General features: G+C 43.5%; 19 protein-coding genes and 2 pseudogenes. 9 read left to right on the top strand and 12 right to left on the bottom strand.

All coding sequences use genetic code 11. The features are described from left to right. Both HWQ41_RS01540 and HWQ41_RS01545 read left to right on the top strand, forming a co-directional pair. The coding region (locus HWQ41_RS01540; RefSeq protein WP_292759322.1) for an N-acetyltransferase at positions 1-292 on the top strand (292 nt) is incomplete at its 5' end. A gap of 174 nt (positions 293-466) precedes the next feature. Further along, entirely contained in the window at positions 467-1225 is a 759-nt protein-coding gene (locus HWQ41_RS01545; protein WP_292759325.1) for a HEAT repeat domain-containing protein, read from the top strand. 83 nt (positions 1226-1308) lie between these two features. On the opposite strand, the gene HWQ41_RS01550 is transcribed toward HWQ41_RS01545, so the two are convergent. The 6 genes and pseudogenes from HWQ41_RS01550 to HWQ41_RS01575 form a co-directional block, all read right to left on the bottom strand. Continuing rightward, positions 1309-1716 carry a phosphomannose isomerase type II C-terminal cupin domain gene (locus HWQ41_RS01550; RefSeq protein ID WP_292759328.1) on the bottom strand — a complete coding sequence of 136 codons (408 nt, stop codon included), beginning with the start codon at positions 1714-1716 and terminating at the stop codon, positions 1309-1311. Positions 1717-1917: 201 nt separating this feature from the next. Then, positions 1918-3264, bottom strand: a complete 1347-nt coding sequence (locus tag HWQ41_RS01555; RefSeq protein ID WP_292759330.1) for a sorbosone dehydrogenase family protein — start codon at positions 3262-3264, stop codon at positions 1918-1920. A 189-nt stretch (positions 3265-3453) separates the two neighbouring features. Next, positions 3454-3741: pseudogene (locus tag HWQ41_RS01560) on the bottom strand (EAL domain-containing protein); the annotation flags it as partial. 512 nt (positions 3742-4253) lie between these two features. Then, positions 4254-7067 carry a family 10 glycosylhydrolase gene (locus tag HWQ41_RS01565; protein ID WP_292759333.1) on the bottom strand — a complete coding sequence of 938 codons (2814 nt, stop codon included), beginning with the start codon at positions 7065-7067 and terminating at the stop codon, positions 4254-4256. 97 nt (positions 7068-7164) lie between these two features. Further along, a complete protein-coding gene (locus tag HWQ41_RS01570) occupies positions 7165-8505 on the bottom strand; it encodes a TIGR03279 family radical SAM protein (protein ID WP_292759367.1) in 1341 nt (446 codons plus the stop codon). A 241-nt stretch (positions 8506-8746) separates the two neighbouring features. Beyond that, positions 8747-9571, bottom strand: coding sequence for an undecaprenyl-diphosphate phosphatase (locus tag HWQ41_RS01575; protein ID WP_292759336.1), 825 nt, complete (start codon positions 9569-9571; stop codon positions 8747-8749). Between the two features lie 650 nt (positions 9572-10221). Here HWQ41_RS01575 and HWQ41_RS01580 point away from each other — a divergent pair. The 3 genes from HWQ41_RS01580 (at position 10222) to nadB (ending at position 14201) form a co-directional block, all read left to right on the top strand. Beyond that, positions 10222-11001, top strand: coding sequence for a DUF3120 domain-containing protein (locus HWQ41_RS01580; protein WP_292759339.1), 780 nt, complete (start codon positions 10222-10224; stop codon positions 10999-11001). Between the two features lie 725 nt (positions 11002-11726). After that, positions 11727-12155 (top strand): photosystem II complex extrinsic protein PsbU, encoded by a 429-nt coding sequence (gene psbU / locus HWQ41_RS01585; protein ID WP_292759342.1) that lies wholly within the window; start codon positions 11727-11729, stop codon positions 12153-12155. A 378-nt stretch (positions 12156-12533) separates the two neighbouring features. Continuing rightward, the gene (gene nadB / locus HWQ41_RS01590) at positions 12534-14201 is read left to right on the top strand and encodes an L-aspartate oxidase (protein ID WP_292759344.1); all 1668 of its coding nucleotides are present in this window, start codon (positions 12534-12536) and stop codon (positions 14199-14201) included. A gap of 80 nt (positions 14202-14281) precedes the next feature. Here nadB and HWQ41_RS01595 read toward each other — a convergent pair whose 3' ends face one another. The 5 genes from HWQ41_RS01595 to btpA form a co-directional block, all read right to left on the bottom strand. Further along, positions 14282-14521 (bottom strand): hypothetical protein, encoded by a 240-nt coding sequence (locus HWQ41_RS01595; RefSeq protein ID WP_292759346.1) that lies wholly within the window; start codon positions 14519-14521, stop codon positions 14282-14284. Between the two features lie 882 nt (positions 14522-15403). Further along, positions 15404-17608 (bottom strand): CHASE2 domain-containing protein, encoded by a 2205-nt coding sequence (locus HWQ41_RS01600; RefSeq protein WP_292759350.1) that lies wholly within the window; start codon positions 17606-17608, stop codon positions 15404-15406. Positions 17609-18016: 408 nt separating this feature from the next. Continuing rightward, a complete protein-coding gene (locus tag HWQ41_RS01605; protein ID WP_292759352.1) occupies positions 18017-18256 on the bottom strand; it encodes a hypothetical protein in 240 nt (79 codons plus the stop codon). A gap of 5 nt (positions 18257-18261) precedes the next feature. Beyond that, positions 18262-19245, bottom strand: coding sequence for a vitamin K epoxide reductase family protein (locus tag HWQ41_RS01610; RefSeq protein ID WP_292759355.1), 984 nt, complete (start codon positions 19243-19245; stop codon positions 18262-18264). A gap of 135 nt (positions 19246-19380) precedes the next feature. After that, on the bottom strand, positions 19381-20229 hold the full coding sequence (gene btpA, locus HWQ41_RS01615) for a photosystem I biogenesis protein BtpA (protein WP_292759370.1): 849 nt from the start codon (positions 20227-20229) through the stop codon (positions 19381-19383). A 1027-nt stretch (positions 20230-21256) separates the two neighbouring features. On the opposite strand from btpA, the gene rimO reads away from it, so the two are divergent. The 4 genes and pseudogenes from rimO to HWQ41_RS01635 form a co-directional block, all read left to right on the top strand. Further along, complete coding sequence (rimO, locus tag HWQ41_RS01620; protein ID WP_292759358.1) at positions 21257-22576, top strand: 30S ribosomal protein S12 methylthiotransferase RimO; 1320 nt, start codon at positions 21257-21259, stop codon at positions 22574-22576. A gap of 179 nt (positions 22577-22755) precedes the next feature. After that, complete coding sequence (locus HWQ41_RS01625; protein WP_292759372.1) at positions 22756-24294, top strand: DEAD/DEAH box helicase; 1539 nt, start codon at positions 22756-22758, stop codon at positions 24292-24294. 205 nt (positions 24295-24499) lie between these two features. Further along, complete coding sequence (locus HWQ41_RS01630) at positions 24500-25078, top strand: Uma2 family endonuclease (protein ID WP_292759361.1); 579 nt, start codon at positions 24500-24502, stop codon at positions 25076-25078. Positions 25079-25190: 112 nt separating this feature from the next. Then, positions 25191-25443, top strand: a pseudogene (locus HWQ41_RS01635) (zinc ribbon domain-containing protein); the annotation flags it as partial. Positions 25444-25449: 6 nt separating this feature from the next. Here HWQ41_RS01635 and HWQ41_RS01640 read toward each other — a convergent pair. Next, complete coding sequence (locus tag HWQ41_RS01640; protein WP_292759364.1) at positions 25450-26397, bottom strand: aldo/keto reductase; 948 nt, start codon at positions 26395-26397, stop codon at positions 25450-25452. Positions 26398-26602 lie beyond the last annotated feature (205 nt).

The following is a 26602-nucleotide window of genomic DNA, read 5'->3' on the forward strand; positions in this document are numbered from 1 at the left end:
GCCCCATGCCCCATACCCCATCGCCTGCCTCTGGGTGGGCAATGCCATAGATCAAGTACATGGAAACCGTCATGCTCACATCTTTATCCTCTACGTCGTACCAGAACATCGGCGACATGGTATTGGTAGAGCTTTGATGCGGTATGTGGAAAATTGGGCTATTCAAAGAGGCGATCGCCAGATTGGATTACAAGTGTTTCAATCAAACAAACCCGCATTAAATCTTTACAATCACTTAGGTTATCAAACCCAATCCCTATGGATGGTAAAATTTCTAAGTGCAGAAAAATAAACTAAAGGATAGCGATAACATACTGTAGCGTCTAAGTTATGGCAGTTCTCGTTTGGATAAAACTCAACGAGGAAGAAGGGAAAATGTATAAGAACCCAACTAATATATATAAAGCTTTAACTCATTGGCGCGGGGGATTATGTGTTAATCCCTTTTCGGGATTGAAATGAAATTATGTATGACGAAGACGATCTAAGCCTACTTGATGTTGAGGAGGAGCTAGAAAGCCCCTTAGATAAAATAGAGCCGCTAACTGCCGAATCAGTTGTGGCAAAGCCTGATCCAGAAGTGATGCTAGCCTTGCTGGAAAATCCCCGGCCCCAGCAAAGAATGTTCGCAGCGCGTGCTTTTTGTGATATAGAAGATGCGCGTGCTACCCCCCATCTGATTCGCTTGTTAACTGATACCTGTCCGTTAGTGCGGGTGAGTGCAGCCTATGGCATCGGACGCAATCCCAGTTCAGAGGCGGTGAGTCCGTTAATTGCTCAACTAAACAGTGATTGGAATGGCTATGTGCGTAAAGGTGTTGTTTGGGCTTTAGGAAACTGTCGCGATCGCCGTTCTTTACCACCCTTAGCAGATGCCTTAAGAACCGACATTTCCGCAGTGCGTTTGTGGGCTGCTAGCGCCTTAGCACAGATGGCAGAAGTGGGTTATGAAGCAGTCATAGGGGCAATACCACCATTAATTGAAGCCTTAGTTCAAGATCCCGTAGCAGCAGTGCGGAGTAACAGTGCTTGGGCAATTGGTCAACTGTGCCGCGAACTACCTTCTAATGTAGTTTATGCCACAGCGATCGACGCCTTAATTCAAGCCTTTGCCGAAGACCAAGATTTGGGAGTACGGGAAGACGCCAAAGCCTCACTGTTAGGAGTGGGTGATCCCCGTGGCTTACAGCTGATTGAAACCCTGGAACAAGAAGGGTGGTTTTAATTGGGCAATTCAATTTTGGATTTTAGATTGAAATTTAATCCAAAATCCAAAATCTAAAATCTAAAATTCTTACTCCCCAGCCCTTACTGTCCTTCAGCTACAGGTTTGACCAAATTTAAATCATAAGGACGCTCAGTATCATCCTCACCTAAATATTCACCATTTTGAATTTCCAGAATAATTAGCGGGATATGTCCAGGATTTTCTACCTTATGTAGGGTTGCTGCGGGAACATAAGTTGATTCGTTTCGATTCAGTAATATTTCCGCATCGCCACAAGTCACCTTCGCCACACCGGAAACTACAACCCAATGTTCATTGCGGTGATAATGGATTTGTGGTTTGATGCCGTGCCTGGGCTTGATTTCAACACGACTAATTCTATAGGTTTCTCCCTCCTCGATCACCTCTACCTCACCCCAATATCGTGTACCTGAATGTGGAGACAATTCGTTGATATTTGACTGAGTATTATTGTCATTCTGAGGCATAACTAATTTTTCAACCAGATGATTATCAGTATTTGTGAAGTAATCTAGCGTAAACACAATAAACCTGGGGATGGAAATGGTCACAACATCTGTATTAATACAACTGTTCTAACTTGACCCTTGATAATGGATTCTATCCCTGAATTTCTTAATTATGAATTATGAATTATGAATTATGAATTATGAATTATGAATTATGAATTATTTACTCCCCGTATATTGAATCCTATAAATCCGATTATTGGCTTCTTCTGTTAGTAGTAGACTACCATCTGGCAATACAAGTAAACCTACAGGTCGCCCCCAAGTGGTTGGTACAGAAGGATTGAGCAAAAATCCTGTGAGAAAGTCTTCGTAGTAGCCAAGCGATCGCCCTTTAGCATCGAAGGGAACAAATACAATTTTATAACCAGTGCCGCGATCGCGGTTCCAAGAACCACGAAAAGCCGCAAAAGCACCGTTCCGGTATTTTTCTGGAAACGTTTTACCATCATAAAACTGCAAACCCAATGCTGCTGAGTGCGCCTGGAACAGCACATCTGGCGTTTGGGTACGGGCTACTAAATCGGGACGTTTACTTTTGTCATCCGTCTTTTCGCGGGGGTCAAGGTTATTTGGTGTCAGATAAGCATAAGGCCAGCCATAAAATGCCCCCTGTTTAACGTGTGTCAGATAGTCTGGAACCAAGTCATCACCGATTCCATCCCGTTCGTTGACAGTGGCATAAAGTTCCTTAGTTACAGGATGAAAGTCTAAACCAACAGGGTTACGCAAGCCGGAAGCAAAAGTCTGCTGCTGGGAACCATCTAAATTCATTACCTGTATCGAAGCCCGTGGTAGGGGTTCTTCACCCACATTAGATTGTGAACCAACGGAAACGTATAGCTTTTTACTATCAGGTGATACCACCAGGTTACGCGTCCAGTGCTGGTTATAGCCACCACCAGGAAGGTCAGCAATTTTTTCACCGGTGCCAGTTAGTCGCTGTTGACCTTTGGTGTAAGGAAACCGTAAAACCGCATCAGTATTACCCAAGAAAAAAGAATTACCTGCAAACGCCATCCCAAAAGGAATATTGAGTCCGTTGTCGCCACTTGCAAAGGTTTCTCGAACGTCGGCTATGCCGTCAGCATTGCTGTCACGCAACAGACGAATCCGATTTTGCCTGGTTTCAGTCACCAGGACATCACCACTGGGGGTTAAAGCTAACCAGCGTGGGGCATCTAGACCTTCGGCAAAGACGTTAACTGTAAAGCCTGGTGGTACGCGCAGCACCGGATTTTGCGGAATGGGCACAACCTTTGGTTGCTTGGAGGCACTTTTTGTTGCGAAGGGTGCTGGTAAATTCTTCAGATTGATTCGGATGGGTGTAGGTGAAAGTGCTTCAGTACGGACAATATTTTTTGGCTGTGTAGGATTCTGTGTTAGTTGAGCAGAAGGTACAGATGTTTGTGCTGTGGGATTATCTGAGTCAGCGCGAATCTGGTTACAGGCTGCTGCCAAGGTCAGTAAAAAAACTGGCAGCAAGAAACGCGCAGGGACTTTCATGGCGGTAGACAATATACAACAATTTTCCTACTCTAGACTTGAGACTTAATAATTGTCGCCAGTCTAAAGTTTGATTTTTCTTAGCTTAGTTAACCTAATAAGGTATTGGGGATTGAGGACTAAATTCTCTTCCCAATGCCCCATCTCATCAAATAATTACAGTTGTGTTGGCGCAAAAAAAGCCAGTTATGCTTCCGTCTCTACACCTTCAGCAACTACATCTAGATTGAGATTTTGAGCCATTTGAATTAATGCCTTGGTAATGGCTGACTTCTGCGGATAGTTAGCAACATTATGGATAAAATAACGGTCGATTTTTAATGTGTTAATTGGGAAGTTTTTCAGATAAATTAAAGAAGAGTAGCCCCTACCCCAATCAGCGATCGCAATTTTTACACCCAAGGATTGCAATTTGTTCATAGTAGCGATCGCGCTATTTACATCTTGCATAATCATACTTTCAGTGAGTTCTAGCTCTCAGAGGCTATTTATAAAGTAAAAATAAAATTCTTGTAGGGTGTGTTAGGCGCATATTTCGATATGATTTGTCAGGAAAAATATGACACGAGCACCTAACGCACCGTGTTATATAGCGGTACGTTAGGCTAAAGCCGTAACACACCCTTGTATATTGAAAGAAGTGGTCTCTAAGTAATGTGGTTACAAATCATTGAGATCAGGGCTATTTCATTCTCATCAAGTCCGCCTCAGAATGAATTCTGAGTCTAATAGCGAAAGTCGTCTTTAGACGACTAAGAAAAAGTTATAGTCAGTTTTAACGGACTTTAGCTATGAGCCGCTGAACTTCAGTTCTGGGCGTTTTCTGTCTAGAACGAAATAGTCCTGTCATTGAGATAGCTCTTAAATTGACTATTTGATTAAATTCAATTACTGACAGATTGACAACAACAATCAAGGAATAAATTCCGGCATCATCGGATCACAGAGTAATTAAATCGGGAACTTCGGGGTATTCCCCTGCTTTTTCACTAAGGACGCAACTGCACCCGGCGTTCGCCGTAACGCAATAGCCTTTCTATAGTTACAAGCCGATTTTCCCAAACTTTGACTTGATAGGAATTTGACTTAAGCTCTTGGCTCATCAATACGCGAAATTGAGACTGGAACCGAGTTAGAGAGGCTCTCGCCACTATTAACTTAGTCGGAGAAGGGGAAGCAGCAAGCTGATTTAAAGCACTGCGTAAAACTTCTGCCTGGTTGTTAAAATCTGAAATTGTCTGAGCAGGTATTTGTAGTTGGTCATTTTGGAAGACAAATTTCCATTCCCGTTGCAGCGCGGTGTAACGGATGGCGGCAGTTTGAAAAGGCTGGCGGTGAGGAATCGGTTCACTTGTTGTAGATTGAACCCTACCTTGGGTGCTACTAAAGAGTTTTTGTAGATCGTTGTTAAAATTATCTGCGGCAAAGAGTGCATAACCACTAACTGGCAAATCCCTTACCAACTGGAGTTGATCGAATGCCCCGATTGTTGGCAAAGAAAGTAAGCGAATTCCCGGCACTAACAATGTAGCTCCCAGTTGTTTAGAGGCGATCCAAGGTTGGGCTAGTCGTTGGAAGCTAGAAGTATCCAGAGCATAAGTCATCGGAACGATTAAATCTACATCTCCGCGCCTTGCCCAAGTTTCCCAATTTTGTTGAATTTTCTGAATCCGCTCTAGTTCTGGCAGAGGAAATACTGCAACCGACAAAATCAAGTTCGGTCGTTTTTGTCGCAACTGCTGTGAAACTTGGGCAACAAAGCTATCAACTTGCTCGGTGCGAAATGTCGTCCACTTTTGCCACAAGTCTGGTTGGCTAGGGGAAATATTTATCGGATCTACACCAGTAAGTTGCTGAAATTGCGTTCTTGCAGCTTTGCCATAGCCATAGGTTCGACCTGCTGATGGGTCTTGAAAGGGGTAGCGAATGTAGTCTAGCTGTAGACCATCAACGTTATAGCGAGTAACGATTTCGTCGAACAGTTTGAGCAAATACTGCCGCACTTCCGGGTTGGCTGGGTCGAAGAATGGCTTAGTCTGCCCAACGGGAATCATGTTGCCCAGGTTATCGTAGTTTGCCCAATCGGGATGAGCCGCCAGTACTGGCCCTGGATAATTAAGATTAACGTTGATAATTTCATTGTGACGTTGGTTACCAGCAGCAAAAGTCCAAACCCAAGCGTGTAATTCCATGTCTCGTTCATGGGCTAATTTCACTGCTTCTGCCAGTGGGTCCCATCCATGAATTAATGGGTTTTGCTCTTTGGCGACTTGGCTCGGATAAATGGTATAGCCAGCATTAACAGTTTCAAAAAAGACGGTATTAATCCCAGCTTGGGCTAGGCGATCAAAAACCTGTGCCAGTCCCGCCTTGCTACCAGCACGAACAATCGTCCCCCGATCTAACCAAACTGCCCGAATTTCTGGTTGAGCCAGCCTCCGATCAACAGGAAACTGCTGCCATAAAATCGTCTTTGCTACCAACCACTGCTGACGAGCCAGAGCGTAGTTTTTTTGGGCAATCAATTGGGGTAAGTTTTTGGCAATTACCCTTACCTGTGCCAAGGCTTGGTCTTTACTTCTGACTAGCCCCCCCAATTTAGTTGAGGCCACTTGCGTCGGTTGCTCTTTGACAGATTGGGGGGTGTAGGTGTCCAGATGCCTAGAGGACTGCTTTTTCTCAGATATGCCAACGCCTTCATTAGCCGCATCGGCTGACACCGCTAAATTAGCACTTTCCACCCGACCAATCAGATTTTCTAGCTCTTGCTGGAGAGCGATCGCTTGGTTGTTGTCAATCGGCTCATTGGAGTTGGGTGCAACATCCAGATGCACCGCTTGTTCCAACTGGTCAATAGCCTCCTGGGAACTTGGGGGTTTGACCATAGTTAGCGGTCTAGGTATGGGAGCGGTGGCAGTTTTAGCAGGAGGAGAGGGAGAAACTGGCGGAGTGGGGGAGTAATTTTGAATTTTGAATTTTGAATTTTGAATTGTTTCCCCCTGCTCCCTTGACGCAGCCACCACCGTTGTAGAGCAGTTTTGGGAACCTCCTGCTATTTTTTTCATGCGATTCGATGGCGGTAGCGCTGTCAAATAGTGATTGAGAGCAGCTTTTAGCCACGCATTATCTAACTCGGCTGCTGAGGCTGCATCTGTTCCCCAGCGCCAACCCAAAAGGGTGGAACGCTCAGTTGTCACTACTGCGGCAGGATTATCTTTGGAATTCCAAACAGCAGGAGATTCACTGCCCATATCATTAGGAATCATCACGCCGCCGCGCACTTTCCCAAAGAGTTCAGTTTGATTTACCCATTCTGGGATATTAGTTTTTGTGGGTTTGATCTGTTCTGTATCACTGAGGCTGAATCCCCAATAACCTCCCAAAACCGATCGCAATAACTGGCGCACTCCTGGCGATGACAGATTACCTACAGGCCCACTGGCAATCAAACGCCCTCCGTTACTCATCCATTCTTCTAGGGCGATCGCTTGGGTTGGCGTTAATGTCTCGACATTTGGCAAAAATAAGATCCGGCGATCGCCCCAATCTGCCGCACTTTTGACATCATTTAGGGGTATTACACAATATTTCACCCCTATTGCCTGTAAGCGATCGCTTATCCCTGTCCATTGATTCGCATTTTCTTGGCCATACACTACGCTCAATACAGGTTCTTCAGTCGCTGCCCTTACTGGCAAAATACTAAAACTATTTAAAATTAAAAAATTAAAACTTAAAATGAAGAATCCGGCTTTTTTTATTTGTAATTTTGCCTTTTGATGAGATTTTTCCTGATACTTCACTCCTGACTCCTCAGTGGATTATTTATTAAGCATTACTTCTTATTTATCATCCAGCATAACAATAAATTACCTCCGAGAAACAACTGAACTTTGATAACTAAACCTGAACACAATTAAAAATACATGTTTTGATTAAATCTTCAACTCCTGCTACCGGCAAAATTTTTGTATTTAGTCTGCCAGCTAATTCCTCAATACTCATATCATCTAAAAACACTAATTCCCCATTTTTTAACATGACATTCGGTAGCAAAATACCATCACCTAAATCTTGCCCTTCTAAATTTAAGAGCAAATCATGACCAGTTAATAATCCGGTTACACTGATAGTTTGTCCCCAATAATCACTACATAAAGCCCGCATATTGACTTCTAAACCTTCAACAAAATTTAAGCGTTTCAAAATCGGTTGAAATGCTTTTTCTACGGCGTTCCCTACTACCCAAGTTAATTTTCTTTGAGGATATACTTTTGGCGGTAATAATTCTGCCGCAATGGTGGCAAATTGCTTGAGAAATAATTGAATCGAACCAACTCCGTTATCAATTTGGGGATATTCTTCATATTCAGATTCGCTGGGTAATTCTTCACCTGCAATCAAAAACCACTCATCGGCTAACCAAACAACGCTAGAACCGAATTGTTGGCGAAATTGCTGTGAGAGTATTTGCACTTGGGAAATCACTTCTTTTGCTTTTTCCCTGGTTACGGGTATGAGTTCATCTTCTTGGGGCCGAAACCGTGTTAACCCAACTGGCACAACTGCCACCGATGCCACCGCAGGCACTTCACTAGTATGAAAGGACGCTAAATCTTTGAGAGTTTGTTCCAGATGTTTGCCATCATTTATACCAGGACAAACAACTACTTGAGCATGAATTTGTAGTCGCCTTTCTTGAAACCACTTGATTTGTTGCAAGATTTGTCCCGCACGCGGATTTTTTAGCAGTCTAACTCTCACTTCGGGTTCGGTGGCGTGAACAGAAACATACAACGGAGACAAGCGCATTTGTTCAATTCGCTGCCATTCTCTTTCTGGTAGATTCGTCAGGGTAAGATAAGAGCCGTACAAAAAGCTCAGGCGGTAATCGTCGTCTTTTAAATACAAGCTGGTGCGCTTACCTGGTGGCTGTTGGTCGATAAAGCAAAATGGACAACGGTTATTGCACTGAATTAAGCCATCAAATAGGGCAGTTTCAAATTCTAGCCCCAAGTCTTGGTCGTAATCTTTTTCGATTTCCAGGCTATGAGTTTTACCAGCAGCGTCTAAAACTTCTAATTCCAAAACTTCATCAGCACACAAAAACTGATAATCAATTAAATCACGGGGACGTGTACCATTGATTGCAACGATCGCATCCCCAGACTCAAAGCCAATCTCTGCGGCTATTGAGTCTGGAAGAACCTTGGTAATTCGGGCAGGATGAATTTTAGTCATGGGGCATGGGGCATTGGGCATTGGGCATTGGGCATTATAGCGCTTCTGTGTTGAGTCCGATACAGACCTAACCCCCAGCCCCTTCCCTACTAGCGTTGGGGAGTAACATTCAAAGCCTCTCTCCTTTTTGGAGAGAGGTCAGATTGTATTGCATACAAACGAGCGTAGGCGTAGCCCGTCGTAGACATCGCTATAGTCATTTGCTTTGGACAAAGGACAAAGGACAAAGGACTAATGACTATTATCCTTTCCAACCTGATGCGATCGCCAGTAAGATAGCACTACCGAATGCTAATCTATACCAAACAAAAACTAAAGTGTTTTTGGTTGCTAAGTATTTGATCAAAAATGCAATTGATAGGTAGGAAAAAATAAAGGTTGAAATAATCCCTACAATTAACAGTCCAACAATGTTATCTGGCAACTGGTGGGCTTGAAACAACTTGAATATTTTCAGACTTTTATACAGCGTAGCAATGGTAAGAGTTGGAAAGCCTAACAAAAATGAGAATTTCGCGGCTGTATCGCGTTCTAATCCTAAAAATAAGCCAGTCGTCAACGTCGAACCAGAACGAGAAACGCCCGGAATTAAAGCTAGTGTTTGTCCCAATCCAACTAAAATACCATCCCGAATCTGCAATGAGTCAAAACCTCGCTTGCGAGTACCAATTTTTTCTGCCAAAGCTAGTATAAGTGCCATGATGATCGACATGATGGCAATAATTAATGCACTCTCCGGTAAAATGTCTTTCAAAAGAAAGCCGAAAATTAAGGCAGGCATTGTTCCTACTACAATACCGACAAGAATTTTCCACTCCTCACGTTGCCAGTCTTTGTCTTTTAGTGCTTCGATTCCACCCTTGACAATACTGTAAATCAGTGACCAAAAATACCCCAAAATTGCGATAACACTGCCAAATTGAATTGCATCAACAAAATCTTTAGAACCTAGTTCTTTCCAACCAAATACCTTTGTCACAATCAGAAGATGTGCAGTGCTGCTGATTGGCAAAAACTCGGTAATACCTTGAACAATACCCAAAATAAAAGCTTGAATAAACTCCATATGCAATTAATACCTTTTTCCGGTTCTAGGCATGATTATGAACATTGTTTAGCTGATGATGTTACTTTATATACTCTTGACTGCACCCAATGTTGTAGAAAATTCAATTTTATTGATCAATAACATCATCGAAGACGCTGACCATGTTCTTACACCCACCTCAATAAGTCAACGCAATTTTGGAAATTCATCAAACTTTAATATTTAGCGGACTGATGCCAGTTCACTTTTTAACCGTTAAATTTACCCTTACGTCTCTGTAGTATCTCATTTACAAGGAACTACAGAGGAGTCATACGTGTCAACTTAACGTGAAAGTTAGTCTAGAAGCAGCTTTTAGAGATTATCTCGTTCCCAGTCGGAGACTGGGAATGCATTCCGAGAGGGCTGCCGCCTCAAGACTTGCGGCAGAGCCGCTATGAGGTGCATTTCCAAAACGAGGTTTTAAAAGGCTTTCACGTTAAGTTGACACCAATGCATAGGAGTTCTGTACATAGCACAACTTTAAGGGATTTAGTCTGGCGCAGAATGTTTTGTTTGCTTTGCACCGGCGCTCCCCGAAATTTCAGTATAATTACAATGCCATAGGGGGGGATTTTAAAATGTGATATCTTAAATAAGATAAAGTTTAGTAACAAATATTAAAAACTTTGATTAATAATACACTGTCCTCCTATACTCCTTCTACCCCTTCGATTGATACCAAGTTGGATTTAGCTGATACTGGGCAGAAGAGTATCAGGCAATTGGAATCTACACTCTCCTCTTCTCTCTCTCTCCCCTTGTCTATTTCTAAGAGACAAACTTGGTTAGTGTTTGCGGCGGCGGTGTTTTTGGTAACAGTACCAGTATTTGTAGAAGCGCCAATAGTGCGATCGCTACCAAGTCTAAGTTTAGCGCTGACAGTATTTTGGGTGTGGCTAAGTTTTAGCTTAATGTCACGTCCTGCAACTTATGTATGGGGGGATTTGCTCTTAGGGTTTAGCTGGAGTTGGTTAGCAGGAGCGATTTACTGGGGCTGGTTACGTTGGGAACCTTTATGGCATCTGCCAGTGGAGTTAATCGGTTTACCGTTTGCTTGCTGGTGTTTGGCGAAGAATTGGGGCAAGGTGGGTAACTGGTTTTATTTAGGTTCTTTAGTCGGTACAGTTTTAACAGATGTATATTTTTATATAGTAGATTTGATGCCCTATTGGCGGCAAATCATGATAGTAGATGCTGATCTAGCACCGCAAATATTACAAAATGCCTTAACGCAAGTACAAACGCCTTGGGGACAAACTTGGGCCATAATTCTCGCCTTAGTGCTGTTAACAATCGGGATTTTACCTTTAAGTCGAAATCAAAGACACTGGTATGCCTTTAGTGGCGCAGTTTTAAGCACAATTTTGGTAGACAGCCTATTTTTGTTAGCTGCGATCGCAGCCTAAATATGAAAAAATTCTGTAACTCACATCTTGCACCTAGCCCTAGCGATTAGAAATCGGGGCTATACAAACGTACTCCTTTGGAGAACCCGTTGGCGCAGCCTCTCTAAGAGTTGGGTAGGCCGCCTACGCGGAGTAAGGTCAAATCAAGGTTTTCAACCCGTGCAGGCGGGTAAAGCCTCGTGTAGCCGCGACTTCTAGTAGCCTGGTGCAAGATATACTTTTTCCAGCCCAGTCTACGGCACATCAAAAATGATGCTGTAGATGATTAATTAGTTAAGAAATATTACATAACAGTCAATCATCATCAAGTCTTTTTTAGTAGGGTTTTCGGTATTAGACATTGGACAGTTTCGTGTCTGGTTGGGAGGTAGAATCAGCCACCGCGAAAAGATTTCGTCTAGCTCTTAATGCTACCAGAATCATGGATGCAAGGCTATTGCAGCTATGCAAGCACTCTTACCACGATGAAAATTTTTGGCAAAAGTACAGTCAAACCCAGTAACGGCAAATATTGTGGATATTAATACGCTGTATATTAGTTTTTGATGACTGCTGTGTTGATTAAGCTATCAGGTTTTGTCTTTGAAGTTCTGTTCGCCGGAAGCCGGCGCTCAGACTTCTCTCTTTGTCCTTTGTCTTTGGCGCTCTGACTAATGACTAATGACTGCTGACGGCTGTTAGCTTAAAACTTTTATTTCTGTTTGATGGAAAGAGGTAGAAAAATCGTGAAAGGATTAGTGCGTTTATTAACAGTGTTTAGTTTGTTACTTAGTTGCTGGGGATGGTTGGGAACAACTCAGATAGCCCAAGCTGCTAGTTTCAACAGTTTTACTTTTCCGCAAATCCCAGTTCTGGCAATTGAGAGGCAGAATCGGGCAGATGCTAAACTAGGAACGGAGTTTGGTAAAAAAATTGATTTGAATAATACCAACGTCCGAGCTTTTCAACAGTATCCAGGGCTTTATCCCACCCTGGCTAAGAAAATCATCACAAATGCTCCCTACCAAAAGGTAGACGATGTATTGGATCTTCCCGGATTGAGCGATCGCCAAAAACAAACCCTGCAAGCCAACATCGATAAATTCACCGTGACAGAACTAGAGCCTGCCTTCAACGAGGGAGACGATCGTTTTAACAACGGCATCTACAAATAACTGTATTGCAGTTAATGTAGCAAATAGCAGTCCACTCCTGATTTTAAGGAGTGGGATACGATTAGGAGTTATGAGTTAGGAGTTATGAGTTATGAGTTAAAAATTCAAAACTCCTAACTTCTCCCTCTCCCATTACCTTGTCTCAGATCGATATTCCTAGCGAATTTGGAGTCATGAGTTAAAAATTAAAAACTCCTAACTCCTCACTTCTAACTCCTAACTCCTAACTTCTAACTTCTCACTTCCCCCTCCCCCATTACCTTGCCTCAGATCGATATTCCTAGCGAATTTGGAGTCATGAGTTAAAAATTAAAAACTCCTAACTCCTAACTCCTCACTTCTAACTCCTCACTTCTCACCTCCCCCTCCCCCATTACCTTGCCCCAGATAGATATTCCTAGCCAATTTGATGTCTTAGTAGTCGGCGCTGGTGCTGCTGGACTATACACAGCGCTGTGTCTACCAGAATCCTTGCGAGTCGGCTTGATTACCAAAGAAACCGTTGCTTTGTCCGCCAGTGATTGGGCGCAAGGTGGCATTGCCGCAGCAGTTGCCCCGGAAGATTCTCCCACGCTGCACATTGAAGATACGATCCGGGCAGGTGCAGGTTTATGCGATCGCACCGCCGTCGAATTTCTCGCCCAACTTGCCCCTAACTGCATTCAATCCCTAGTTAACTTGGGGGTTGCTTTTGACCGTCATGGTCAAACCTTGGCTTTAACTTTAGAAGCTGCCCATTCTCGCAACCGCGTTCTCCACGCCGCCGACACCACAGGCAGGGAAGTTACCACCACCCTCACCAACCAAGTATTACGTCGCCCGAATATTCAAGTCATTCAGCAAGCTTTGGCTTTGAGTTTGTGGATTGAACCCGAAACAGGTCGCTGTCAGGGAATAAGCCTGTTTTATCAAGGTAAAATCACCTGGGTAAGATCTGGTGCTGTGGTATTGGCAACTGGCGGCGGCGGTCAAGTATTTGCCCAAACCACTAACCCGGCTGTGAGTACGGGTGATGGGGTAGCGATCGCATCTCGTGCTGGGGCCATCCTCCGCGATTTGGAATTTGTGCAATTTCACCCCACTGCCCTCACGAAACCTGGTGCCGATCGCTTTCTGATTAGCGAAGCTGTACGCGGTGAGGGGGCACATCTCATCGATAATGAAGGGCGGCGTTTTGCCTTCGACTACCACCCGGCGGGTGAACTCGCACCCAGAGATGTGGTCAGTAGAGCAATTTTCAGCCATTTACAACGTACCGCCCTTGATTTGGCGACTGCCCATGTGTGGTTGGATATGCGCCCCATCCCCGCCGAGAAGATTCGTCACCGCTTTCCCAACATCATCAAAGTTTGTCAGCATTGGGGCGTTGATGTCTTCCATGAACCAATTCCTGTGGCCCCTGCTGCCCATTACTGGATGGGTGGGATTGTCGCGGATCTGATGAATCGCACAAATATCAAGAGTTTGTACGCCGTGGGTGAAACCGCTAGTACCGGGGTGCATGGGGCAAATCGCCTTGCGAGTAATTCCCTGCTGGAATGTATTGTGTTTGGGGCGCAGATGGCTAATATTGAGTTGGAAAATATTGGGCTGCCATCAGAAACACCAGTGCTGCCATTACGGAAATTTAGTGTTGATGCTAGTGAGTGGCACATCCAGCAAGCACAGCTAGAAGCACTCAGAGAGAAGTTACCACGTCTAGTGTGGGAAAGTGCTGGTATTTGTCGGGAGCAATCAAGGTTGGAAAGTGCCATCGCTACTATTGAATCTTGGCAGCAAGATTTCGCTATCTTGCCTTTAAGTCAATTCTTGCTTGCTTTACGTCCCGCAGAACCAGCTAGTTTTGACCTCCCAGATGTTGAACGACAATTGGGACTTTGGGCAGAAACCCGCAATTTATTAGATGTAGCTGATTTAATTCTCAAAAGTGCTGCTTTTAGAACCGAAAGCCGAGGCGGACACTACCGTTTAGATTATCCTCAATCAGACCCAAATTGGCAAGTTCACACACTAGTACAAACACATCATTGGTGGAAATCTGTATAGTTTTGTCTATTTAATTGTCAACTAGACCACTCTGACTGGCTGCTTTACCACAAGCTAAAATTTAAAATCCAAAATTGCCATCAGCGAGTGCCGCTACCATGATGACTGTCGGGCCCACCATAATTTGGTGGAATATATATGTCGTCTTTTAAATTTTGAGAATTGACTTTGCGGGCGATTAAGGTGTTACTGCTAGTAGCGCCAAAAGCATTAGCACTTGCAGTACTGAAGATATCTGTGGAAGCGGCAATTTTCGGTATTAGAATGTAAGCGGCTATACATAATATCATAAACTTTGTGATTCGGAAGTTAGTTTTCATAAATTTCAGTAAATTTACTATTTTTTAATTTAAAAATGTATTTTTTATTTCCCTCAGTATATTTACTGGCTTTTTCGGAAAATAGATTTTAACTTTATTAAATCTTTGCTGTTAGTCTACAAGTAATTGTGGTCTCTGCCTGTAGATTAACGTTAATCTGCTGGTATTAAACAGTCTTTATACTTAAGTAGTATTCTTAAATATGCTATTTTTACATCAGTCTAAAGTTAGATATGTTGATAAATTACTGTGAGCATTGTGCCTGCTTCACTATTTATTAATAGTATCTTAGAATATGTTAAGGCTCGTAAGTACAAACACTATGTTCAGTGAATAATGAGGCTGATAAAAATATCAAATAATACTTATTTAATTGTATAGTTAAGATTTAATTACAGTAAAGATACATAAAGATAAAACAACGAAATTGCGAGATTACAAGGATTTCAAAAACTATGGAACTATGAAATACTGTAATAAGCGTAGTAAGTATAAGTATATTTTTCAAAAGTAAAAATACTTACTAATACCAATTCGCTATGAAGATGCATTTAATTATTAAACGAACCGCCAAGTACGCCAAGTACGCCAAGAGAGAAGGAGTAATCATTAAGTGCAAACTTACGGAGAATTGGTATAACTTAAGTTAGTTTCCTAATTACCTCTGATGACTAATTCTTTTCCTACCTATGTTCTTATGTTTAGTTCTCAGTTAAAAAAGCCTTACTAGGTCTCCATCTTGCCTAAAAAGCCACCTCTGATGCATATACGCAATGCTTTTTCAAGACAGTGCCTTGCACGTGTTGCAAGTCCACATTCCTAATTTGAAGGTAAAAATATTGACTAAAGTGAAAACAATCTGGAGGTTTGACTCTTGACTAATTAAGCAAACTCGTAGCGATTTTTACCCAGGCGCTTGGCACGGTACATTGCTGCATCTGCTTGTTTCATTAAAGTTTCACTGTCTTGACTGTTGTATGGGTAGACACTAATGCCAATACTGGCAGAGACTCGGATTGCATAGCCGTCCAAAACAATTGCCTTGTTAATGCTGCTTAAAATTTTTTCGGCGATTTTAGCAGCTATTTGGACATTAGGAATTGCCCGTAAAATTACAGTAAATTCATCGCCACCCAAACGAGAAACTGTATCACTAGAGCGTAAAGAGTTGCTGAGTCGTTCAGCAATAGTCATTAGCAAGCGATCGCCTCTCTCGTGTCCCAGATTATCATTGACTTGCTTAAAGCCATCTAGATCAATAAACAGCAGCCCCAGCAACAAGTTGTTGTCTTGCGCCCAATGTAACGACTCGTAAAGTTGTTCGGCAAAAAATTTGCGATTGGATAGACCTGTGAGGGGGTCGTGATCTGCTAAATAACGCAAATGGTCTTCTTTGAGTTTTAATTCATTGTTAGAGCGGAATAATTCAGCAGCAGTACGCTTGAGGTGTTCCTCGTTGAGCTTGATCTGAGTAATATCTCGGATGACTCCAACTAAAAAGAAATTGCCAGCTGCGTCTTTGTGAAGCGATCGCTTAGTGGCAATCTGATAAGTCTGACCATCGGCATTTGTAAATTCTTCTTCGTGTTCCTGGGGTTGCTTAGTCCGAAAAACAAGCTCATCCTGTTGTCGAAACACATCGGCTTCATGTTTAGGGAAAAAGTCATAGTCTGATTTTTCAATTAACAACTTATTCGGATAACCGATAAATTGACAATACGCCTCATTTAAAACAACCCACTGATGTTGTTCATTTTTCACAAAAATTGGATCAGGAATCGTGTTGATGACGTGATGCAAAAACTCTTTAGAACGTTTCCACTCTTCCTGGATATGAGCGATGCGACTGATCATCCAAATAGCTGAACTGCCAAAAGTAATCAGCGCCGGAATCAGCGGTATCCACCAACCATACAAGAAAGCAAGGTAAGTAATCAGGGTTAGCAGACAGGAAGAACATAGGATACTAAGAAGGCTTTTAGTTGGGTGTCGTATTCGCCATGTCGTAACTGCTCCCAAACAAGACCAGATAAACATCCATAAGTATTCTACTGGGTCAGGCCAAAATTTGAGTAACGGTCGTCCTTCAAGAGCAGCGGAGATTAACTCACTAATAAAATAAGCTTGCAGTTGAATACCAGGTACAGGCTTTGCCGTACCCATCAGACTGCTGGAGTAGGGAATGAATACAAAATCCTGGAGACTGGGTGCGGTGGAGCCAATGAGTATAATCCGATCTTTGATTAAGTTTTCTTTGACTTTATCTGCCAGTACATCTCTGATTGATACCTGGCGAAAACGACACAATTCTCCAGATGAACTTTGACATTTGGGTTTGGGGAAATTGGTCAAAATTTGGTAGCCTCCAGCATCAGCTCCCACATAAGCACCATCATTAGCCTCAAAACGAGTAAATACTGCCTTACCCAATTGCAAATACTCATGGTTGCTTTTTGCTTTGGTGGGGATAATTCCCTTTGACTTTAAATACAATAAAGCCAACTTCAGAGCAAAACTTTCGTGTGCTTGATTATCAACGTGCCAATACAACAAGCTGCGACGTACTTTAATATCAGAGTCATACAACACGTTGTTAAAGCCCACTTGATCCTCATTTAGTCCCAGTGGAGGTAAAACACTAACGTTTTTGTTTTTGTCATTTGCTAGTAGTTCAATACCAATCAAGTTGGGCATTGACTTATAAGCATTACGCAGTTCTTGATTACCAGGCTCTACTGGCAAATTTCGGTAGATATCTAAGCCAATAGCACGGGGTTTGTGGACGTTTAATTTTTGCAACAACTGAGCAATCTTTGTATCTGGAATCGGCCACGAACCTACTTCGTTTAAATAGGACTCATCAATTACTACGATCGTAATACGCTCTTCTGGCGGTTCATCTGGACGTAAGCGAAAAAATTGATCCAAAGCTGCCAACTCCAAAGATTGTAATAATCCGATGGAGTGCAAAAGCAGGACGCAGACTCCAATGCTGGCGGCAGTAATCAATTCTCTGTGTTCTCGACTAAGCGATTGTTTCAGTCTAAAGATTAACTTCACAAAACGCTTACCTAGCTGCTGATTCATTCTCTATTTCCTATAGCTATTAACTATCGGACTAAAATAGCTCAAGTGGGAGCTAAATAGAGTTTCTAAGAGTTTTTTCAACTCAGCAAGGTTCTTCAAGACATCGTGGTATTTGTGATGTTTTACCATATATTGAGGCCAATTATCTGACCAAACACCATCTGGCACTTTTGTGGCTATCAGCACAAATTAAGTATAAATATTGTTGAAAGTGAGTTCAGCGAATTTAACGCCCAAAGCCTTTTCTGGTAAAGCTTACTATCTTAAACTCGCACATTTTTGATCAATTAAGTATTTTACTGAGAATTACGGTAACTTCCAACAGACACACCTTTGGGTTTGGCGCTGACATGATTACATCCCAAGGTAGCTCGCAAGTGCTGTAAAAAAATTAAAGTTTACATTATATTAGAGTAAATATACTTGATTATTTTCCTTCAGCTTGAGATATTTGCGGATAAAAGCCGCAGAAAAAGTGGTAATTGGGTATTGGACAATACCTATTATTTGTTGCCAAAAACAAAAAAGCCAACTGGAAACAGACTTTACTGTATTCATCCAGTTGACTATGGGCTGTGAACTACACCGTACTGCTAGGTCGGTGTAGCCTTCCCAATTCATTGGGAACCGCAGCTGAGGCTGACTCAAGTCAATTACTTGAAATACTTGAAGTTACGAGGGCCCGTGTAACCAGAAACTTTCGCTAGTTCCTCTAAACTTTGGACACCGCTATAGCTTTTACCATTGATGATCCAAGTGGGGAAGCCTTCGATTTTTGCGGCTTTACACAGTTCTGTTTGAGCTTTGAGTCCATCGGGAGCGCACTCTACCCTAATATCATTGTTGATTATTTCTTCGGCTTCTTTACCAAAAAGCAGCTTTTGTTCATGGCAGTGAGGACACCAATAAGCAGTGTATTCTTTCGCCCCTACCTTCGCTAACTGGCGTGCTAGGGCTATTTCTGGCTCACCAGAAGTAGTGGTAACTTCCCAACCGAATGCTGGGTTAGGATCTACCTTGGGAGTAAAGGAAATTTTTGCGGGTTGTCCAGGAGTTCCAGGTGTAATATCTGATTGATTCACGCCAGCATAGACGCCTAAAGTACCAATCAGCGTCACCATCCCGACAATAATGGCGGTAAAAAAGATTTGTCCAATATCCTCCCAAGTCCGACCGATAATCGTCAGTACCAAAAGACTCAGAGAGAACAAAGCTGAACCAATACAGTAAGGACAAATAGCTCTAATTTGAAATGCCAGCACGTACATTAAGTAGCCACTAAAGACAGACATAGCGATCGCACCCGCCAGCAGCAGCAACCACGTCCAATTTTCCACTTGCTTGCGGCTATTATTTTCCCCTGAGTTGAATACCAAGGGAGCCAAAGCAAATATCACCATACTGATGTATGCCAAAAACCCAAACAAGGCTAATGGCTGACCAAAAACCGTTGCCCAAGGACTGGAAAGTACGTCATTACAGCCCTTGACACCAGCCTGTGCCACACAAGCTGCACTGCCTCCTGTTAGCTTTTCTATGGTGAGATAACCTGTTGTCAGGGCACCACATCCAGCGATCGCGGCAATCAATGGACGTGACCATTTATGAATCCAAGGAGTAGAACGGCGGCGAATCATAAACTGCTATTAGTTAATGGGCATTGGGCATTGGGCATTGGGCATTGGGCATTAGTTATTTCTCCCCATTGGGGATTGGGGATTGGGTATTGGGTATTAGTTATTTTTCCCCATGCCCCATGCCCAATGCGCCAATTAAGAATGTAACTTCACTTGTTCTGCTGATTTGCGTTCACCTTTGGAGTTCCAATTGCGACGTGCAGCCTCCACAAATTGACTGACGCGAATTGGGTCAATTGGTTGCTCAATGCGTCCGTGGCGTTTCAGGGAACTGGAAACTATCACACCATCTGCTGCCTGCATCAATGTATCAATATTTTCCCAATTGGCCCCACTACCAATGAACACTGGGGTGTCATTTGCGGCACCACAAGCTAGTTCCAAATCTTCTAAGTTAGGAGGACTACCAGTAGCCCAACCAGATAAAATCACTCCGTCTGCTAAACCCCTTTCAATGGTGTCTTTCACAGCGACTGTGAGATTTGGAGAACTCAAAGGACGGGCGTGCTTCACCAACACATCGGCCAGGATTTTAACATCGCAGCCTAACTCCCGTCGATAGCGGAGTAGTTGATGAGCTTCTCCCTCAATTAATCCCTGGTCGGTTGCCATTACCCCTGTGAGAACGTTGACGCGGATGAATTGTGCCTGCACACAGCTAGCGATCGCCATTGCACTTTTAGCATCGTTTCGCAAAACATTTAAGCCTATAGGCAAAGTCACCAAATTCTGTATCCTCTGCACCACAATGGTCATGGCGCTCACAACCACTGGATCGACTTGGTTTTTGGTAAACGGCGCGTCGAAAAAATTCTCCACAATCAACCCGTCAACCCCTCCACTTGCCAGGGCTGCGGCTTCTTGTTCGGCACGGTCAATCACCGCTTTTAGGCTACCTCCCCAACGGGGTGAAGTAGGCAGTGGTAGCAGGTGAACCACACCAATAATCGGTGAGCGAGTTTTAAATATCTGATATAAGTCCACGTCTTTAATCCGCCTCGCGGAGTCCAGAGTCCAGAATTTTTTGACTATTGAACACCAGTTCAACGCCACTCTCCTTAAGGTCGGGAACCTCTATAGGGAGGTGGCTCTTCAACGGGGAAAACCCCACACATGACTGGCTCCTCTTGACCCTTGACTCTTGACTTTTCATTAAATAATCAAATGTGTTTTATCGTAAATTAAAGGGTTTAAGACCCCAACTCTTAGAGACGCTGTTCGCGTTCGTCTACACGTAGCTAGTCCTGTTCAGTGGCTCCGACTCCGTTCCCGCAATCACCACAACGGCGAGGCAGCGCGGAAACAGGGGGTTTCCACGCCACTTGCTTTCAGCCGGGGAACCCGTCCAACGCAGTGGCTCCCCATGAGCGACTGCCGTGGGAAAATACGCAAGGCGCTGCTCTCAGTTTCAGTCGGGTTTAAATCCTCGTCTGAAACTCTCTTCAATTTTGAATTTTTACTGCCTCCTTCCTCAGATGGAAATTGGCGTGAAACCTCCCATAAGATATGTTAAGATAAAACTTGGCTACAAGAGGAGTTTGCCACTCACTAGACGCGAGGCAGCTTTCCGTGGTTTAGGCGTCTCGTCCGCGCACAGTCGTAGGACTTGCCAATCGCCAGGGTAGCATTACTGCTTTATAGGCGTAGTCGCTTTCGTCGATTTCCCTGAGGGTAGCGACTTCTCACAACAAGCCCTTTGGGCGGCTTCCCGATGGGTAGGTTAACAACGCACACGCTGCGGTAATGTAAAATACCAATAGGCGAACTGTTAAAAAACATTACAAGTGTCAAATGTACCCAAAGACACTTCAATTTACCCTGGGGAACAGATTGATAAAAATATCATAACATGACCTCTATTTTTATTATTGATAGGGTCATAACTCCACTGACAGTTGGTGACAGTGGGAATTTGCCACTGTACTGTTTTCATGAGGATGCTGATAGCAAAAAAGCAAATTTAGCGCCGGAAATTTTGACTACAAGAAAAAAATGAAGATATTTTCAAAATATGGGTGACAAGCCAACAATTGCCATTTCTCACCTGGGCTGCGAGAAAAACCGAATTGATACAGAACATATGCTAGGACTGCTCGTAGAAGCAGGCTACGGTGTAGATACAAACGAAGAGTTAGCAGATTACGTTATTGTTAATACATGTAGTTTTATTGAAGCAGCGAGACTTGAATCTGTCAGAACTTTGGTAGAACTGGCAGAGGCAAACAAAAAAATCGTAATCACTGGCTGTATGGCGCAACACTTCCAAGAACAACTTTTGGAGGAGTTACCCGAAGCAGTAGCCGTTGTGGGCACAGGCGATTATCACAAAATTGTAAATGTAATTGAGCGTGTAGAACAAGGCGAACGGGTTAAACAGGTTAGTATTGAGCCAACCTACATTGCCGACGAAACTACACCGCGCTATCGCACTACAACCGAGGGCGTAGCTTACCTAAGGGTTGCGGAAGGATGTGATTATCGTTGTGCATTTTGTATAATTCCTCATCTTCGAGGAAAGCAGCGATCGCGTACTATTGAATCTATAGTCGCCGAAGCGGAGCAGTTAGTTAGTCAAGGGGTAAAGGAAATTATTCTAATTTCCCAAATCACCACTAATTACGGTCTAGATATTTACGGTGAGCCAAAATTAGCCGAATTACTTCGCGCTTTGGGGAAAGTAGATATACCGTGGATCAGAATGCACTACGCTTATCCCACGGGACTGACCCCAGATGTGATTGCGGCGATCCAAGAAACACCCAATGTCTTGCCTTACCTGGATTTGCCCTTGCAGCATTCTCATCCAGAGATTCTCCGCGCTATGAACCGTCCTTGGCAAGGACGTGTAAATGATGGGATTATAGATCGCATCAAAACGGCGCTACCAACAGCCGTATTGCGGACAACATTTATTGTTGGTTTCCCAGGAGAAACAAGCGAGCATTTTGAGCATCTACTAGAGTTCGTCCAGCGGCATGAATTCGATCATGTTGGTGTCTTCACCTTTTCCTCTGAGGAAGGAACCCCAGCTTACAAGTTACCAAATCATTTGCCCGAATTGGTGATGGACGAGCGCCGATACCAACTTATGGAAATCCAGCAACCGATTTCCCAAAAGAAAAATCAACAGGAAGTAGGCAAAATCGTTGATGTCCTGATTGAGCAAGAAAATCCTGAAAGTGGTGAATTAATCGGTCGTTCAGGTAGATTTTCCCCAGAGGTTGATGGTCTGGTGTATGTCAAAGGTCAGGCAAAGTTAGGAACCATCGTGCCAATAGCGATTTACCACGCTGATACATACGACCTCTATGGTCAAGTAGTCAATAACTAAATTGTCATTTGTCTTTTGTTAAATGACCTTTACGGGTTCGCCCTTATTCTGAGGTCGATGCTGCGCTAACGGCAGTTCCTCATAGGGGTTTCCCCGAAGACTCTGCTGGCTGACTAATGACTAATAATTAATGACTAATGACTAATCCAAAAATCCTTACAAAAAATTTAGGAGAATTAATGACTCTTTCATTTCAAGAATTAGGCATTTCCCAAGAACGTGTCGAACAACTAGAAAAAATCGGTTTCACTGAACCGACTAACATTCAAGTGCAAGCAATTCCCCAATTGCTAGCTGGTCGTGATGTGGTTGGTCAATCTCAAACTGGAACAGGTAAAACGGCAGCATTTTCACTGCCAATCATAGAGCGGCTGGATATTAATCAAAAAGCCGTGCAAGCCATAGTTTTAACACCAACTCGTGAATTAGCAATGCAAGTTCACGATGCGATCGCTCAGTTCATCGGCGATGAAGGATTGCGGGTGTTAGCAATCTATGGTGGTCAATCAATTGACCGCCAAATGTTACAACTCAGACGCGGCGTTCACATGGTAGTGGGCACCCCAGGACGGGTGATCGATTTGCTCGATCGCGGCTGTTTAAAGCTCGATCAAGTGAAGTGGTTTGTGTTAGATGAAGCTGATGAAATGTTGAGCATGGGCTTTATTGATGATGTGGTGAAAATCCTCTCTCAAGCGCCCGTAGATCGGCAAACAGCTTTATTCTCAGCCACAATGCCACCATCGATTCGGATGTTGGTAAATAAGTTCTTGCGATCGCCTGCAACTGTCACCGTTGAGCAGCCAAAAGCCTCTCCCAACAAGATTAATCAGGTAGCTTACTTGATCCCCCGCCACTGGACAAAAGCCAAAGCTTTACAGCCGATTCTGGAAATGGAAGATCCAGAAACAGCTTTAATCTTTGTCCGCACCAGACGCACAGCCGCAGAACTCACCAGTCAGTTACAATCTGCTGGTCACAGTGTCGATGAATATCACGGTGACTTGTCCCAACAAGCGCGGGAACGCTTATTACTCAGATTCCGTAACCGTCAAGTCCGTTGGGTGGTAGCAACTGATATTGCTGCACGAGGGTTAGATGTCGATCAACTCTCCCATGTGATCAATTACGACTTACCCGATAGTGCAGAAACCTACGTCCATCGCATTGGTCGTACTGGTCGTGCTGGTAAAGAAGGAACGGCAATTTCTTTAGTTCAGCCATTTGAGCGGCGCAAGCAGCAAACATTTGAACGTCATAACCGCCAAAATTGGCAAGTGCTGACGATTCCCACACGCACACAGATTGAAGCAAAACACATTCTGAAATTGCAAGAACAGGTGCGAGAAGCTTTGACAGGTGAGCGTTTGGCTTCATTCTTGCCGATTGTCAGCGAACTAATTGAAGAATACGATGCTCAAGCGATCGCCGCAGCTGCACTGCAAATTGCTTACGATCAAACTCGTCCCGCTTGGTTGAACTCAGACGTGGAAATTCCCCAAGAGGAATCTTCCGCTCCCAAACCCAGGCTCGGCAAACGTCGTGAATCTTCCAGCGATCGCCCTCGTTCTGCGTGGAAATCAGATAGCAACAATGGAGATGAAGAAAGACATTCTTCTCCCAAGCCCAAACTGCGGACAAGTGGAAGTGGTCGTGAATCTTCTGCATCTCCTAGTAAAAAGCTAGGTTCACCTACAGCTAGGGAATCAGCTTCTTAGTTAAGAGTTAGAAGTTAATCAATTTTGGATTTTAGATTTTTCCTTTAATCCAAAATCCAAATCTAAAACTGGCAAAGTTGAGAGTTGAGAGTTAAGAGTCAAGAGTTAAGATTTTGACTTTAGACTCTTGACTTTTTGGCTTTTTGGGTAACTTTTTCTACCAGTTTGTAGGAAGATAAATTAAAGATGCATTCTTCGTGGTCTTATGTTCACTATTCCAGACTTAGAGCAACTACAAGCAGAGCATCCAGAATGGCAGATGGAGCTAGTAGACGGAAATATACTTCTTATGGGGCCATCAGATTATGAGTCAGATGAAATAGGCATAGAGTTTGCGCGGCAATTGGCTAATTGGGTGCGTCTACAGAGGCTAGGTCGGGTGACTGGTTCTAGCGCTGGTTTTATTTTGCCTACATTAGAAACTGAAAACGGCAAAGAAGCTGATAACGAAAAACGAAATCTCCGCGCTCCCGATGTCTCTTTTGTTCGTGCTGATAGACTTAAAACAAGCAAGCGCGACTTTGTGGAACTGGTGCCTGATTTGATGGTTGAGATAAAATCTAAGTCAGACCGGATCAAACCACTGGTAGAAAAAATTCAGCTATTCCTACAACTTGGATGTACAGTTGGTATCCTGATTGATCCTGACAAATTGACCCTCACAGTTTATCGGCTCAACCAAGAACCAATACTTTTGCAAGACAACGACAAACTGACACTAGCAGACTTACTACCAGGTTGGGAGCTAATAGTGTCAGAAATTTGGCCTCCTGTGTTTGAGTAGCTCAAAAATACTACCAGAAACCTGGGATCAGAGCCTCTCTGCGAGACGCTACGCGAACGCCCAATTAGTGCGACTTGATTCTACAAAACGCTTCCTTATTTAGTAGAATAATTTTCAGAAAGTAGATGCGCGAAAAACAAGCCAGATTTGTCCAAATTGCGAAACCGAGACAGGTAAAAAGAAGCTCTCAGAACGTACTCATATTTGTGGAAATTGCGGATATACAACACACAGAGATGTTGCTGCCGCGCAGGTAGTTCTTCAAAGGGGACTTGCAGCCGTAGGGCATACGGTCAAGATGCAAGAGTTCGGGTAAATTCATTGGAATCCCTGTGAAGCAAGAATCCTCATACCTAAAGGTATGAGGAGTGTCAAAGCCAAGGACGACTAACTTGTTCTAATTCTCCAATTTCATCATCGCTCAATCTCCAGCCCAAAGCACCAGCATTCTGACGCACCTGTTCGGCTGTCTTCACCCCAGCAATGGGAATAACGTTACCCTGAGCAATTAACCAGTTGAGAGCAACTTGGGCAGGAGTGCGATCGTATTTTTCCCCGAAGTTGCGTAGCAAAGATATGACTGGGGCAATTTTTTGCAGACCTTCTTTCTTAAATCGCGGGTCTATTTTCCTCGCACCAGTGGGGGTTTCAGCACTATCAATAGTGTACTTGCCAGTGAGTAATCCTTGTGCTAAAGGACTATAAGCCAAAATAGTCACACCCAAATCACGGGCAGTTGTGATAATACCTTGACTTTCAACTTGGCGACTGAGTAAAGAATAGCGTACTTGGTTCACAGCCAAAGGCACTCCACGGGCTGCCAATATTTGATGTGCGTCTCGCATTTGCTCTGCTGAGTAATTACTCACGCCAACTGTGGCAATTCTGCCCCGCTTCACTTCATCCGCTAGGGCATTCATCAAAGTTTTTTGACTTAAAAAGAAAGCAAAAGGCCAATGCACTTGGTACAGGGCGATTTGCTGTAATTGTAGGCGTTTGAGGCTTTCTGTTAAAGCATCAGAGACGGATTGGGCTGTAAATCGCCACGGTAGGGGGCCAAATTTTGTGGCAATTTGCACAGATTGTTGTGTCTGTTGCAGAAATTGCCCCAAAAATTTCTCGCTCTTTCCCATTCCGTAGACTTCGGCAGTATCAAAGAAGTTAACACCAGCGTCTAAGGCTGCTGTAAAGGCTTCTTGTAACTGTTCTGGGCCATAGCGATCGCCATAATTCCAAAACAATTTATCACCCCAAGCCCAAGTGCCTATGCATAAGGGTGTAACAACTGGGCCATTTTGCCCCAATGTGATAGTTTCCACGGTTGCAAAATTTAATTTATATTTCTTTACTTTTATAGTGTATCGAAATGGTTGATGCAATATCTTCACAGTGCGTAGGCGTAGCCCGTCGTAGACATCGTCACCACTTGGCCATAGACTCTGACCTCTCTCCAAACCTCTCTCCTTTTAGGCTATCCATTAGTCACATCTTTCTTAACATTGCGGAAAAGAAGTCAGGGAGAGG

The sequence above is a fragment of the Nostoc sp. NOS(2021) genome, assembly GCF_017115025.1.
GTDB lineage: Bacteria > Cyanobacteriota > Cyanobacteriia > Cyanobacteriales > Nostocaceae > Nostoc.

Coding starts and splice junctions, on each gene's coding strand:
- HWQ41_RS01545 (WP_292759325.1), top strand. CDS start 467: ATGTATGACGAAGACGATCTAAGCCTACTTGATGTTGAGGAGGAGCTA.
- HWQ41_RS01630 (WP_292759361.1), top strand. CDS start 24,500: ATGTTCACTATTCCAGACTTAGAGCAACTACAAGCAGAGCATCCAGAA.
- HWQ41_RS01610 (WP_292759355.1), bottom strand. CDS start 19,245: ATGATTCGCCGCCGTTCTACTCCTTGGATTCATAAATGGTCACGTCCA.
- HWQ41_RS01555 (WP_292759330.1), bottom strand. CDS start 3,264: ATGAAAGTCCCTGCGCGTTTCTTGCTGCCAGTTTTTTTACTGACCTTG.
- HWQ41_RS01600 (WP_292759350.1), bottom strand. CDS start 17,608: ATGAATCAGCAGCTAGGTAAGCGTTTTGTGAAGTTAATCTTTAGACTG.
- rimO (WP_292759358.1), top strand. CDS start 21,257: ATGGGTGACAAGCCAACAATTGCCATTTCTCACCTGGGCTGCGAGAAA.
- HWQ41_RS01550 (WP_292759328.1), bottom strand. CDS start 1,716: ATGCCTCAGAATGACAATAATACTCAGTCAAATATCAACGAATTGTCT.
- HWQ41_RS01575 (WP_292759336.1), bottom strand. CDS start 9,571: ATGGAGTTTATTCAAGCTTTTATTTTGGGTATTGTTCAAGGTATTACC.
- HWQ41_RS01570 (WP_292759367.1), bottom strand. CDS start 8,505: ATGACTAAAATTCATCCTGCCCGAATTACCAAGGTTCTTCCAGACTCA.
- HWQ41_RS01595 (WP_292759346.1), bottom strand. CDS start 14,521: ATGAAAACTAACTTCCGAATCACAAAGTTTATGATATTATGTATAGCC.
- HWQ41_RS01625 (WP_292759372.1), top strand. CDS start 22,756: ATGACTCTTTCATTTCAAGAATTAGGCATTTCCCAAGAACGTGTCGAA.